Origin of the sequence: Alkaliphilus serpentinus (genome assembly GCF_009017255.1) — a bacterium.
GTDB classification, from domain to species: domain Bacteria; phylum Bacillota; class Clostridia; order Peptostreptococcales; family Natronincolaceae; genus Alkaliphilus_D; species Alkaliphilus_D serpentinus.
The window spans coordinates 57,739-70,713 of sequence record NZ_WBZB01000040.1; the positions used below are offsets into that span (position 1 = coordinate 57,739).

The 12,975-nt window shown below is 35.3% G+C and carries 11 protein-coding genes and 1 other annotated feature; of the genes, 1 reads left to right on the forward strand and 10 read right to left on the reverse strand.

From position 1 onward, the window contains the following. Positions 1-165 precede the first annotated feature (165 nt). The 3 genes from F8153_RS11540 to sfsA all read right to left on the reverse strand — a co-directional run bounded on the left by F8153_RS11540 (position 166) and on the right by sfsA (position 3,409). On the reverse strand, positions 166-1,833 hold the full coding sequence (locus F8153_RS11540) for a ribonuclease J (protein ID WP_408608759.1): 1,668 nt from the start codon (positions 1,831-1,833) through the stop codon (positions 166-168). A gap of 276 nt (positions 1,834-2,109) precedes the next feature. Beyond that, entirely contained in the window at positions 2,110-2,547 is a 438-nt protein-coding gene (locus tag F8153_RS11545; RefSeq protein WP_151866512.1) for a Fur family transcriptional regulator, read from the reverse strand. A gap of 160 nt (positions 2,548-2,707) precedes the next feature. After that, positions 2,708-3,409, reverse strand: coding sequence for a DNA/RNA nuclease SfsA (sfsA, locus tag F8153_RS11550; protein ID WP_151866513.1), 702 nt, complete (start codon positions 3,407-3,409; stop codon positions 2,708-2,710). Between the two features lie 61 nt (positions 3,410-3,470). On the opposite strand from sfsA, the gene F8153_RS11555 reads away from it, so the two are divergent. Further along, positions 3,471-3,923, forward strand: a complete 453-nt coding sequence (locus tag F8153_RS11555) for a hypothetical protein (RefSeq protein ID WP_151866514.1) — start codon at positions 3,471-3,473, stop codon at positions 3,921-3,923. A 129-nt stretch (positions 3,924-4,052) separates the two neighbouring features. Here F8153_RS11555 and F8153_RS11560 read toward each other — a convergent pair whose 3' ends face one another. The 7 genes from F8153_RS11560 to F8153_RS11590 all read right to left on the reverse strand — a co-directional run bounded on the left by F8153_RS11560 (position 4,053) and on the right by F8153_RS11590 (position 12,913). Beyond that, the gene (locus F8153_RS11560) at positions 4,053-4,313 is read right to left on the reverse strand and encodes a DUF1292 domain-containing protein (protein WP_151866515.1); all 261 of its coding nucleotides are present in this window, start codon (positions 4,311-4,313) and stop codon (positions 4,053-4,055) included. 82 nt (positions 4,314-4,395) lie between these two features. Then, positions 4,396-4,812 (reverse strand): Holliday junction resolvase RuvX, encoded by a 417-nt coding sequence (gene ruvX, locus F8153_RS11565; RefSeq protein ID WP_151866516.1) that lies wholly within the window; start codon positions 4,810-4,812, stop codon positions 4,396-4,398. A gap of 28 nt (positions 4,813-4,840) precedes the next feature. Next, entirely contained in the window at positions 4,841-5,728 is an 888-nt protein-coding gene (locus F8153_RS11570; RefSeq protein WP_243136963.1) for an aldo/keto reductase, read from the reverse strand. A 46-nt stretch (positions 5,729-5,774) separates the two neighbouring features. Beyond that, a complete protein-coding gene (locus F8153_RS11575; RefSeq protein WP_151866518.1) occupies positions 5,775-7,988 on the reverse strand; it encodes a hypothetical protein in 2,214 nt (737 codons plus the stop codon). A gap of 11 nt (positions 7,989-7,999) precedes the next feature. Continuing rightward, positions 8,000-8,254 carry an IreB family regulatory phosphoprotein gene (locus tag F8153_RS11580; RefSeq protein WP_151866519.1) on the reverse strand — a complete coding sequence of 85 codons (255 nt, stop codon included), beginning with the start codon at positions 8,252-8,254 and terminating at the stop codon, positions 8,000-8,002. Between the two features lie 111 nt (positions 8,255-8,365). Beyond that, positions 8,366-11,005: an alanine--tRNA ligase gene (alaS, locus tag F8153_RS11585; protein ID WP_151866520.1), complete on the reverse strand. Its 2,640-nt coding sequence runs from the start codon at positions 11,003-11,005 to the stop codon at positions 8,366-8,368. Positions 11,006-11,056: 51 nt separating this feature from the next. Continuing rightward, positions 11,057-11,265 (reverse strand) — a binding site (T-box leader). Between the two features lie 397 nt (positions 11,266-11,662). Continuing rightward, complete coding sequence (locus F8153_RS11590; protein ID WP_243136964.1) at positions 11,663-12,913, reverse strand: AI-2E family transporter; 1,251 nt, start codon at positions 12,911-12,913, stop codon at positions 11,663-11,665. Positions 12,914-12,975 lie beyond the last annotated feature (62 nt).

A 12,975-nucleotide genomic window follows, 5' to 3' on the forward strand; every position in this document is an offset into this window, starting at 1 on the left:
CATTCATGTCAATATCATCATTATACTATCTAATTGAGTTTAACAAAAGGATTTTACCCTTAAACATTTGAGAAAGTCATTTGATTAAGGCCTCTTGTAGTGGGTAAGTGCTGAAAATATTAAGAAGTCACCTAATTGGTGACTTCTATAATAGATATATGCTTTTTAGACTTCCATGATAACGGGTAATATCATAGGTCTTCTTTTGGTTTTTTCGTATAAGAAATCCTTTAAACCATCTCTGATGGAGCTTTTTAAGGTTGACCATTCACGAGCATTTTGGCTTTCACATATTAATAGCGCATTTTTCACTACCTCTTTTGCCTCCACCATTAATACCTCAGATTCTCTAACATATACAAAGCCTCTAGAGATGATGTCTGGCCCAGCAGCAATTTTGCCTGTTTCCTTAGAAATGGTTACTACCACCACCATTAAGCCATCCTCAGCTAGATGCTTTCGATCCCTTAAAACGATGTTTCCTACATCACCAACGCCTAAGCCATCAACCAGCACTCTACCAGCAGGAACTGTCCCACCAACTTTAGCATTGTCCTTGGTAAATTCCACAATGGTTCCATTGTTAACAATAAAGATATCTTCCCTATTCATTCCCAAGTCTTCAGCTAGATTGGCATGCTTTCTTAGATGCCTGTATTCACCATGTACTGGTATAAAAAATTTAGGCTTAACCAATCGGTGCATAAGCTTTAGTTCTTCTTGGCAGGCATGACCAGAAACATGAACCTCTGCCAAGCTTTCATATATTACATCTGCTCCCTTTTCAAAAAGCTGATTAATTACTCTACTAATTCCCTTTTCATTACCTGGTATTGGCGAGGATGAAAACACCACCAAATCACCTTGTCGAATTTCAAGCTTCTTATGATCTGAGCTGGCCATTCTTGAAAGGGCAGCCATTGGCTCACCTTGGCTTCCTGTTGTAATGATCACTATTTGACCGTCATTATATTGATCCATCTCATCGATATCAATAATGAGATTGTCAGGTATCGTCAGTATTCCAAGATCAACAGCTACTCCTACTACATTCACCATACTTCTTCCGGATACAACAACCTTTCGGTTATACTTTTGGGCGGCTTCCATAATTTGCTGTACCCTATGAACGTTGGATGAGAAGGTGGCAACTATTATACGCTTGTCTGTATTTCTAAAAATATTTTCAAAGGTGGCTCCTACATTTTTTTCTGACATTGTAGAGCCCCTTCGCTCTGCATTAGTACTGTCTGCAAGCATAACTAAGACTCCTTTTTGTCCTAGCTCTGCAATTTTATGAAGATCAATGAATTGATCATCTATAGGCGTATAGTCAATCTTAAAATCCCCTGTATGGAACACAATTCCCATAGGTGTATGAATGGCAATTGCACAGGCATCTGGGATACTATGACAGGATCTAATAAATTCGATGCTAAAGATGCCTAACTTTATACTCTCACCATGATTCACCCTTTGAAGATGGACATTGGCAATCTTATGCTCCTTTAATTTTAATTCTACTAGGCCTAAGGTTAATCTGGTACCATAAACGGGTACATTAATCTTTTTTAGAACATAAGGTAAAGCCCCAATATGATCCTCATGACCATGGGTGATTACAAACCCCTTGATCTTCTCTTTGTTTTTTATTAAATAAGAAATATCAGGTATAACGATGTCAATACCCAGCATTTCGTCCTCTGGAAAGCTTAATCCACTGTCTATAACTACAATTTCATCTTTATATTCTATGGCAGTCATATTTTTACCAATTTCATTTAAGCCACCCAGGGGAATGATTTTAAGTTTAGTCGGTTTTCTCCCCAATATATAACACTCCTTTTTAAATTATTCCGCCCGCTTTTTTATTAAAAAATCATTTACATGATTTACCCGTACGAATTTAGATACCTTTTCCTATTTTACCACAATTATTATTGAATTTAAACTAAATAATTATTAAATAAATATTATTAGAATCAACTGTAAAAGCTGAAATCTTATCTATTTATTATATATTTTAACCCTTTGAAAGTTTTTTAAGCATTTACTCGCAAAAGACCTAGATTACCATAAAAAAAGTCTTGCATGAATCTCGCAAGACTGTTATTTTCTACAATCACTACATACGCCATTAAATTTCACTTTATGATCTTTAATTTTAAACTTATAGAGTTTCTCAATCTCACTTTCCAATTGCTCTAACAAATCTATTTCTACTTCAATTACATCTCCACAGACCTCACAAATTAAATGATGATGCTGATGGTCATCCTCGTGACTATTAAATTCATATCTACTACACCCATCATCTAGGTTTAGTCGAGAAACTAATTCCATATCCTCCAATAGTTGTAGGGTTCTGTAAACGGTAGCCAAACCAATTTCGGGACATTCATCCTTCACCAAACCATATATTTCTTCTGTGTTTAGATGTTTACCTTGATTTTCAAATACGATATTTAAAATTGCTCTCCTTTGAGGGGTTAGCTTAAATCCCTTTTCCTTTAATCTTTCTTTTAGAACATCCATTAGATTATCCATAACTTAACCCTCACTTCTCAAATAATAACACTTTTCATGTAATAGTATATCATCATTTCAAGTTTTGTCAATGATTTCCTTCAGAATTTTTCCACCTTTGAATGAAACCTCAATTGTAAAATTAAATTCCACCCTCTCTATGGTTTTTAAAATCCATCTATTATACTCGTATCTCTAATCGATCCTTTAATTTAACAGTATTATTTTTTACAATTGAATTATAGGCATAAAATTCTACCCCCTCATCTATTGCCTTTAGCATTGCTCCATAAAAGGCCTTATCCATTTCTTGATTGGGGGTAAAGGCAATGGAATCTTCCCTTTGAATGATAAAAAAAACAGCTGCTTCGATTCCTTGACTTTTTGCTTCTATCAATTCTAATAGATGTCTTGTTCCCCTTTCCGTTGGTGCATCTGGAAAGGAGGCCATTTTATTTTCCTTAACGAGGGTAACACACTTGGCTTCAACAAGGGCATTAGAGTTATTGTTAGACAATGAAAAGTCAAATTTACTCTTACCAAAGGTCACCTCAGCCTTTACATAGTTGTACTGACGAAATTCTGGTATAGAACCTTCTTGAAAGGCCTTATTTAAGATCCTATTTGGAAGCTTAGAATCTATAGCCACTAAAATCCCCCTTTGGGTATAGACCATCAACAGATCATATTGGGTTTTTCTCAAGGGATTATCTACCTTTCTGACGATAACCCTAGCCCCTTCTAATAATAGCTCCCTCATCCTTCCAGTGTTTGGGACATGGGTCAAATGTCGTTCTCCATCTAATAATATTTCCGCAATAAATCTGTTATGACGCTTAATAAATGTTGCTTCATGCATTTCTCCATCTATAAATAATTTCATATTTTTCACCTACTTATGTTATACTAAGCTTATATAATAATAGAAACAGGGGGGAGCATTTTTGAAAACCAACAAAGAACTCTTCTTAAACACCATTCATGGTTTGTTTTTTGGAATTGTGCTAGGTATTACTTTATCTATCATATCAATTGATATTTATCCCGAAGTTGAGAAATTTTTAAACAGCAATTGGATTTTACCAGCTCTATCTTTAGTTGGAGCCCTTATTGGTTTTATAAAGGGCTATAGCTACAAAGCTAGATACTTAAATTTTTTATTCTCTACAGCTGGGACAATCCTCACACCCATCTTATTATCTGCTATTATGATCTATTTTATAGGAATTGATAGATTTATCGTTTTACCTCCTATTGTGTTTAAAACAGCCATTGGTCTTCAAGATTTAGATACGCAAATTGCAACCTATATCTTTAGCATCGTATTTACAATGATTTTCATAGCAGCTGTTGTTTCAAGCTTAACCATTAATAAAAGAAAGAGATGGACTTGGTAAAATAACCTCCATCTTTCAAAGGGCTTATTTATAAAAAACCTAGCACCCTGCTTATTGTAAAAGATAAGCTTTAGTGCTAGGTTTATTTATGACATTGGTCTTTTAAAAAACACAACCTATTAAAAACCTCTAGTTTTCTTCATCAACTATAGCTTCATACGCTGCCACTACATTTTCATATTCTTCATCATCTTCTATAGCTACAAGAGTGTATTCATCATTATTTTCACTAACAATCTTAAAGATATATGCATCATCTTCTTCGTCACCCTCTAAAGGCATCAATATTGCATATTCATTATCCTCTACTTCAAGAGTCATGATTATCTCAAAATCCTCTTCATTTCCTTCTTCATCAACCAATGTTATTATATTATCTCTTTCTTCCATTTAATTATCTCCTTTCATTGTGGTTTTGACCATATTTGTATTATATACTATATTTCGATAAAAAAACACTCTGTCAATGTAATCATTTAGATTTAGCGTCAAGATATCCCTGCAATATATAGACAGCAGCCATTTTGTCAATTACTTCTTTACGTTTTTTTCTACTTACATCCGCTTGGATTAATTGTTTTTCTGCTGCAACAGTAGTTAGCCTTTCATCCCATAGGATGATTTCCTTCATAAATCTTTTTTTTAATCTTTCCGAAAACTCTATTACCTTTTCTCCTTGAGGTCCTATTGTTCCATTCATATTTTTAGGTAGGCCTACAACAATTTTCTCAATTTCATATTCCTTAATTAGTTCTTCCAACCTTTGTAAGTCTTTTTTAATGCTGGTTCTTAAAATGGTTTCTATTCCTTGAGCAGTCCAGCCTAATAAATCACTTGCAGCAACACCAATGGTTTTATCTCCGACGTCTAAACCCAGGGTTCGTCCCATATTTAAACCAACTCCTTTCATTTTTACTTTACACTACCTTTATACAAAAATGAGGGCAATACTTAGAGCAATAGCCGCAAAGGACACATTTGCTATAATCCACCTTCAGTTGATCATTCTGAATGCTCAAAGCCTCATGACTGCAAGCAAATACACAGTTTCCGCATTTTTCACACCAATGGGCTATGTTTAAAGCTTTGTCAGCCAGCATTTCTTCATCTAATGTAAAATCATCTATACCTTTTTCTAAGATTGAACTATTGATATCTATTTCCTTAGCAGTCTTCATGCCTATTGCTATAGAATGAAGTAAGGGAATATCCAACACAAACTCTAAGCATTCCTTGAAGCTTCTTAGCAAGTTACCTCCACCTAAGGGCTTCATACCGTATATGCCTTTACCAGCTTTATAAGCTTTTTCTAGCTGTAGGAGCATTTCATCAATATTGCCGTCCTGTATTCCTAAGCCTGCAATATTTACAATGGGATGTAATACCTCTATTTCTTTCATGGTTAGGGTGTCTCTAATAGCGGCAATATGGTGGGTAGAAATTCCAAGGGCCTTAATATAACCCTTCTCCTTCATCTTTATAAAATATTCCATAGCTTCTTGGTGTCCCCTTAAGGTATATTGGCTTTCCTGCTCGTGAAGGAGAAATATATCGATATAGTCGACCTTCATTTCGTCGAAGGCTTTCTTAAGACTCTTCTCCGCTGTAGTTGCAGAATATGCATAGGATTTTGTAGCTATGACAATATCCTCCCTTTTTATACCCTTCAAGGAGGCTGCAATGTGGGGATAGGTGCCATAAAGCTCTGCTGTATCAACAAAATTAATCCCTTTATCGTATCCATGCTTTAACAAATCTCCACCATCTTTAGGGGATAAACAGCCCTGTAGGGGACCCAGGGTCAAACTTCCATAGCATAGTTTAGAGACATAGATTTCCGTGTTTCCAAGTTTATTCTTTTCCAGTTAAATCACAGCCTTCTTTAAAAAGATTATTAGTGGATCCTATAAATAAAGATGCATTCAATACTAGGTATAATATGGAGGTTGTTAGGTATATGGCCGCCATTGCTGCAGTTACAACACCTGAATCATTCACTAAAAATCCAACAACGCAGGCCACTAGAATACCACTCCATCCAACTACCATACTAGGGAAGGCATCAGCAATCCTTCTAAATAGCCCTACAGGCTTATAAAAGATCACAGTTAAAACACCAATGGCTATTAGTAATACCCTACTCCATATGGTGACACCCATTACCCGAATATTCATAGAAACCTTTCTAGTAATGATCCTCACAATTTCAGATGGACCACCCTCTATGATATCTTTTATAGCCCCTGCTAAATGGCTACTTTTTTCAACTATTAATAAATCGATTAGGGCTAATGTAGTGATTGCACCTACAGCTAATAGAAGAATATAGATCCAGGTTTTAGGTTGAATAGTTCCACCATAAAGCTTGATTAAAATAAACCCATAGGCAAATATGGCAGTAATTGTAGCTCCAACATTTGCTCCAAGGGTTGGTACTCCCATTAATAAAATCAAGATGAATACTATTACAGGAATGATAAACTTAAATTTTTTATTTATTTCCATTAAAATAGATATGGCAATTAAACTACAGCCAAGGAGAATTCCAGCATACTCATTACCAATACCATAATATCTTGCTCCAATAATAGGATCATAGCCCATTATAGATTGCTTTATGAAATTTTGTCCAGTGATGATATCAATGGAAAGTCCAATCATCGTAATAGAAGTTGCAATAGCAATGCTTAATAAAGGTTTATATCTAGATAGTCTATAGATGATTATTACCATAATTGTCGATAAGGCTATTAATAACAAATAAGTATTTATGATTGTTTGATACCCGAAAACAGGTAGTATTAAAAAAACAAAAGGGGGTATGATTGTGGCTAAAAGCAGGAGATTTATAAGCTCCTTAAAGGGATCCCTTATTTTCCCTTTAAAAATAATTGCCAACAAGGCAATCACAGATGCAAGCATTTCGTATAGAGCAAAGCTATATAATACTCTATACCTCATTTTTGAAGTATTAACCACCCGATTATTCAAGCTTAAGATATATTCAATATTGTCCTCATCAGGAATCTTTTCAATGAACTTACCCGTCATATTTTCTGCTTCTAATCCAAACTCCTTTAGAATATAAGGGGCAACATCAATATTACCGATAATTCCCTTCCTTCTAGTTGTATCTGAAGTTATGAAACCGCCGCCTTTATCTCCATCATAGAGTACAAGAGGAGTCAGCCTTTCACCATATTCACCTGCATCATCAGAGGGATAAGGTGTTACCAACATTAAGCTAGTATTAGAAAAATCTACTATAGCCATTAATTTCTCTAGGAATAGATCTATGTCCCTCAAAATCATTTCTTTATGCTGATTATATTGCTGTTGACTTAAGTTTTCTCTATAGGCTTCTAATCGATTCATGTCTCCGGTTTCTATAACAAGGAGATTTATATGGGGGTATAACCCTAAGAAGGAGCTGTAAAGATGATTATAGTCTGTTTTTAAACCGAAGGGCCTTGTAGGGTCTTCAAGAAGGTTTTTGCGTCCTATGTCACCATGAGGAATATATCCCTTTGAATTCATGGCTATGAGACCAACCTCTCTATGTAAATTCTCAGTAGTATCGCTATTGCCCATCACAGCCACTTCAAGGCCTTCATTTAATAAATAATCACCTAATATCCCTGGCAAGGAATTAAAATCACCCTTTTGATTTTGTTGAATCAATTGATTAATATTAAGGTTGATAACTCCTTTGTTATCAATGGTAGTTCCTGTTCTTCTTTCAAAGATTTTTACAACCTCGTCATCAACATCACTAAAAATACTCGAGGTCCTTGTTGCCTCTGAACGGGTTCCCCAACCGATGGTGGCATAGGCTTTATACTGGCTATTTCCTCCGGATACTTTAGTATTCATTAAACCAATATAGCCATGGTCAATCAATAGTCTACTTTGATCCATGGCATACAAGTCTAGAAAATCAACACGATTTATAACAACCATGATGATTTTCTCCTTATTATTCTCTTTTACTTCATTTCCATAGCTAATACAAGTTGTGAACAAAACCATTGTCAAAATAAGTATAGCTATTTTACTAACCTTCAAAAAAATCTCTCCTATTTCTCCAGATAGGACCTTAAAAGCTCTTCTAAAAGCTCGTCCCTTTCAATTTTTCTGATAATACTTCTGGCTTCATTATGATTTGTAATATATGTAGGATCTCCAGATAATATGTATCCAATAAATTGATTTATAGGATTATAGCCTTTTTCTTCTAGGGCTTTGTAGACACTTGTGATAATTTCACGAGCTTTTTTCTCCTTTTCTTGATCTAGGTTGAACTTCATCGTCATGTTCATTTTATCAGTCATTATTTCTCTCTCCCTTCATCATGAGATTTGGATATCTTTATTTTACCATATTATACCCTATAACCTCAAATTAAATAAATAGGTATGGCAATTAAATGCCATACCTGTTCATTATTTTATCTGTCCCTCAATAAAGTCCTTTACAAGGGTTAGAGCCTCATGAATTTTTTCAGGATTTTTTCCGCCAGCCTGAGCCATATCAGGTCTGCCGCCACCACCTCCACCGGTGATTTTAGCAGCCTCTTTAACGATATTTCCAGCATGAAGACCCCTAGAAACTAAATCCTTTGTAACCATGGCTACAAAATTGGCCTTTCCTTCCTTTTCAGATGCTAAAAGAATGACTCCACTATCCATTTTCTCTTTTATCGTGTCGGCCATTGTTCTTAAATCATTCATTTCAGCTTCACCAATATGATAAAGGATTGTTTTTACATCCTTTATGATAATGCTGTTATCCAATATATTATCGGTTGCGCCTTTAGCTAATTGACTCTTTAATTTAGAAATTTCACGATCCTTATCTTTTAACTCCGACATAATAGCCTCAACTCGGTTCAACAACATGGATGGTTGAGTTTTGATGGTCTCTGAGACCTTCACAAGGGTATCCTGCTGTTGTTTAATATAGTTATAAGCCTCTTTGCCAGTAATGGCTTCAATTCTTCTCACCCCTGCTGCAATGCCCCCTTCACTAAGAATTAAAAGCATTCCTACTTCACTGGTATTATCGATATGAGTACCTCCGCATAATTCAGTGCTATAGTCTCCAGCCTTAACAACTCTAACGGTTTCACCGTATTTTTCTCCGAAAAGGGCTTCTGCTCCCATATCCTTGGCTTCTTTTAGGGTGGACTCAAATACTTCCACCGGTAAGGCCTCCATCACCTTATCATTAATAATGTCTTCAATTCTATTAATCTGATCTTGACTCAGACCTTCAAAATGAGTAAAGTCAAAGCGTAACCTTTCAGGGTTTACCAAAGAGCCTGCCTGCTGAACATGGTCTCCTACTACTTCCTTTAATGCTTTATGGAGTAGATGGGTAGCAGTATGATTTTTTGCTGTTGCTGCCCTTAAATTATTGGTGACTTTAATTGTTACAGTTTCTCCATTAGCAATTTTCCCTTCTGTGATCTTCACCACATGGAGGATTCTATTGTTGGCACCTTTCTTGGTATCAATGATATTCCCCTTAAAACCATCGTTATAAATAAGTCCTTTATCTCCTATTTGTCCACCGCCCTCTGGGTAGCAGGGTGTAGTATTGGTAATAATCATCACCTCATCACCAGCAAAGGCTTCATTAACTATTTCATTACCTTGAGCAACAGCTAAGATTTCAGCCTTTAGACTAAGCTTACCATAGCCTTCAAAGGTAGTTTTCTTATCTTTACCTAGAGAAGCAAATATGTCTTCCTTCCAACCTTCAATTTCACCCTCTGCCCTTGCACTTCTTGCCCTTTCCCTTTGATGATTCATTTCTTCTTCAAAGGCATGCTCATCCACATCCATCCCTTTTTCTTCAAGGATTTCTTTGGTTAACTCTAAGGGGAAACCAAAGGTATCATATAATTTAAAGGCATGCTCACCCTTGAGGGTTTTTTCGCCATCATCTTCAAGGTCATTGATATGTTGATTTAAAATTTCTAAACCCTGATTGATGGTTTCCTGGAACCTCTCCTCTTCTACCTTTATAACCTTCACAATATATTCCTTTTTATCCCGAAGTTCCTGATAGGTATCACCATAGGATGCAGCTACTGAATCCATTAACTCGTATAGGAAAGGAGTATTTTTTCCTAAAAGCTTTCCATGGCGGGCTGCTCTTCTAAGTATTCTTCTTAAAACGTAACCTCTACCCTCGTTGCTAGGAATAATTCCGTCACTGATCATAAAGGTAATAGACCTTATATGATCTGTTATGATTCTAATGGAAATATCGGTTTTCTTATCAGCTAAATATTTTGCTCCTGTCAGTCTACAAACATTAATTAAGATTTCCACCATTGTGTCGATATCAAATATCGATTGAACCTCCTGCATAATACAGGCCACTCGTTCTATACCCATCCCTGTATCTATATTTGGCTTAGGTAGGGGGTTATAGTTCCCCTTTTCGTCCTTATCAAATTGTGTAAATACAAGATTCCAAAACTCTATATATCGATCGCAGTCGCAGCCAGGTTTACAATTTTCTGATGAACAACCAAATTTTTCTCCACGATCATAATAGATTTCTGAACATGGACCACAAGGACCTGTTCCTATTTCCCAAAAGTTATCCTCTTTACCTAGTCGAACAATTCTATCGGCTGGTAAACCAACAACCTTATTCCATATATCAAAGGCTTCGTCATCCTCTAGATAGATACTTGCCCAGAGCCTATCTACAGGGAGTTTTAAGTATTCCGTTACAAATTCCCAGCCCCATTGTATAGATTCCTTTTTAAAGTAATCTCCAAATGAGAAATTTCCAAGCATTTCAAAAAAAGTACCGTGTCTATCGGTTTTTCCTACATTCTCAATGTCTCCTGTTCTAATGCATTTTTGACAAGTTGCCATCCTTTTATTAGGGGGTTCCTCTGTACTAGCAAAATAGGGCTTTAATGGAGCCATACCAGCATTAATTAGTAGCAGACTTTTGTCATTTTGGGGTACTAAAGGATAGCTTGGTACTACCAAATGTTCCTTTGATTTGAAGAACTCAAGAAATTGTTTTCTTATTTTATTTAAACCTAGCTTTTCCATGTTTTATCCTCCTCGCTTTTATATAAAAATAAAAAAACCACCTTAAAATAATATAGGGACGAGTTATACCCGCGGTACCACCCTAATTACCATAAAGGTCGCTTTTGGTTACAAACATAACGGTATTTACCGGTAATCTCTACTGTATTCAAGATTACAACTCAGAGACTGCTTCATATGATTTTTCTAGAGGCTTCACAGCTACCGCCTCCTCTCTGAAAGAAATCCATCATATTACTACTTCTCATCTTAGTCTTTACAATATTATATTATTTGAATTATATATAAACCATCAAAATTTGTCAACGGGTAAAATAATAAAAAGCAATGAGTATAAGTAGATAACCCAATCTCCGATTGGTGTTAGTCACTTAGCTAGGAATTTGACATGAAATCTCATCAACTTATTTCATAATTTCGTGTCAAATTAACTAGCTACCTTAATGTTGAATGTTAAATGTCGAATGTTGAATTATTGTATAAACTTGCTGCCAATTTCATAGTTTTTATATCTTTTTATTTTCAAGCCATTCACTTTTCACTTTTTATTTTCATTTTTCATTTTTATCTTTAATTTTCAATTTTCATTTTTCATTTTTCAATTTTTGTGACTCTTAATTCTACATTCTTCATTCTTCATGCTTAATTGCCTTTTTACTACACTCTTACCTTAGTTATATGCTTAATGAAATGCTTCCCTAAGACTTTTATTACTCCTGCAGAGGGAACTGCCAACAAGAGTCCAACTAAGCCAAAAAGCTGACCCCCTATCAATAGTGATAGCATCACCCAGATAGGATGAATCCCAACACTTTTTCCTACTATTTTAGGAGATATTATCCCACTTTCAACCTGCTGAATAATGACAAAAATGACAACCACCCAAACCGCCTTGATGGGGCCGTCCATTAGAGCAAATAGAACTCCTGGTATTAAGCCAATAACGGGTCCAAAATAAGGAATGATATTGGCTACTCCAGCTATAATTCCTACAAGAACTGCAAACTCAATACCTAATATTGACAGGGCAATGGCACTGGCTACTCCGACAATAGCTGCTACTGTAATTTGCCCTCTGATAAATCCTCCCAAAACAACATCTATATCCTTAAAAACCTCCAATACTCCCCTTCTATATCTACCGGGAATTAGTAGAGTAGCGGATTTCTTAAACTCCTCAGCATCTTTAAGGAAGTAAAAGCCTAGAATAGGAATCAGAATTAAGCTTACAATCTTTGAAAACATCGATAATATGGTGTTGGTCACTGAGGTTAGAACACTTACTACTACCTGTTGTACCTTGGTAATATTAATGTTTAGCAAATCCTTAACACCACTGAATTCTTTTGGCAAATTCTCAATGTTTTGATTATATTTTACAAAGAGCTGATATAAGTAATTATAGGCATCGTTACTATACCTTGGCATTAACTCAATGAGTTTTTTAACCTCTTCGGTAATTTTAGGGACAATGGTGATTGAGAAGATAAAGATTAGCACACTAAAGGCTAAATAAATAATTAATACTCCCCAAAGCCTACCGATACCCTTTTTATGTAGCATTCTCACCAATGGATTTAAGGTATAGGCTAAAACTAATGCAACAATAAAGGGTGAAAGTAAGCTGATCAGTAGCTGTCTAAACTGAACCATTATTAACAATAGAAAAATACCTATAAGCAAAAGAACATAATTAAACACTTTACTTCTATTAATGGTAATTCTTTTATTATTATCTACAAACCTATTGCCTATATGTATTAAGTAGTATATGGTAAAGCCTAATAGCAGTAGTAAAAATAAATAAATAAAGAAAACAATAAAGCCTGTTAAATAACCCTGTTCTGCTAAATTTTTTACGCTTCTTGATATAGCATCGATGGCAGTATTGGTAGTAGTGTTCGCCACATAATCACCCCTCATTCTAAATATATATTTATCCAATCTATTTGTCTAGTATTATAAAATAA

What these genes read in the sequence shown, in the direction of transcription:
- F8153_RS11560 (WP_151866515.1), bottom strand. Translation starts at nt 4,313, where the DNA reads ATGGAAGAAAGAGATAATATAATAACATTGGTTGATGAAGAAGGAAAT.
- ruvX (WP_151866516.1), bottom strand. Translation starts at nt 4,812, where the DNA reads ATGGGACGAACCCTGGGTTTAGACGTCGGAGATAAAACCATTGGTGTT.
- F8153_RS11580 (WP_151866519.1), bottom strand. Translation starts at nt 8,254, where the DNA reads ATGACTGATAAAATGAACATGACGATGAAGTTCAACCTAGATCAAGAA.
- F8153_RS11545 (WP_151866512.1), bottom strand. Translation starts at nt 2,547, where the DNA reads ATGGATAATCTAATGGATGTTCTAAAAGAAAGATTAAAGGAAAAGGGA.
- sfsA (WP_151866513.1), bottom strand. Translation starts at nt 3,409, where the DNA reads ATGAAATTATTTATAGATGGAGAAATGCATGAAGCAACATTTATTAAG.
- alaS (WP_151866520.1), bottom strand. Translation starts at nt 11,005, where the DNA reads ATGGAAAAGCTAGGTTTAAATAAAATAAGAAAACAATTTCTTGAGTTC.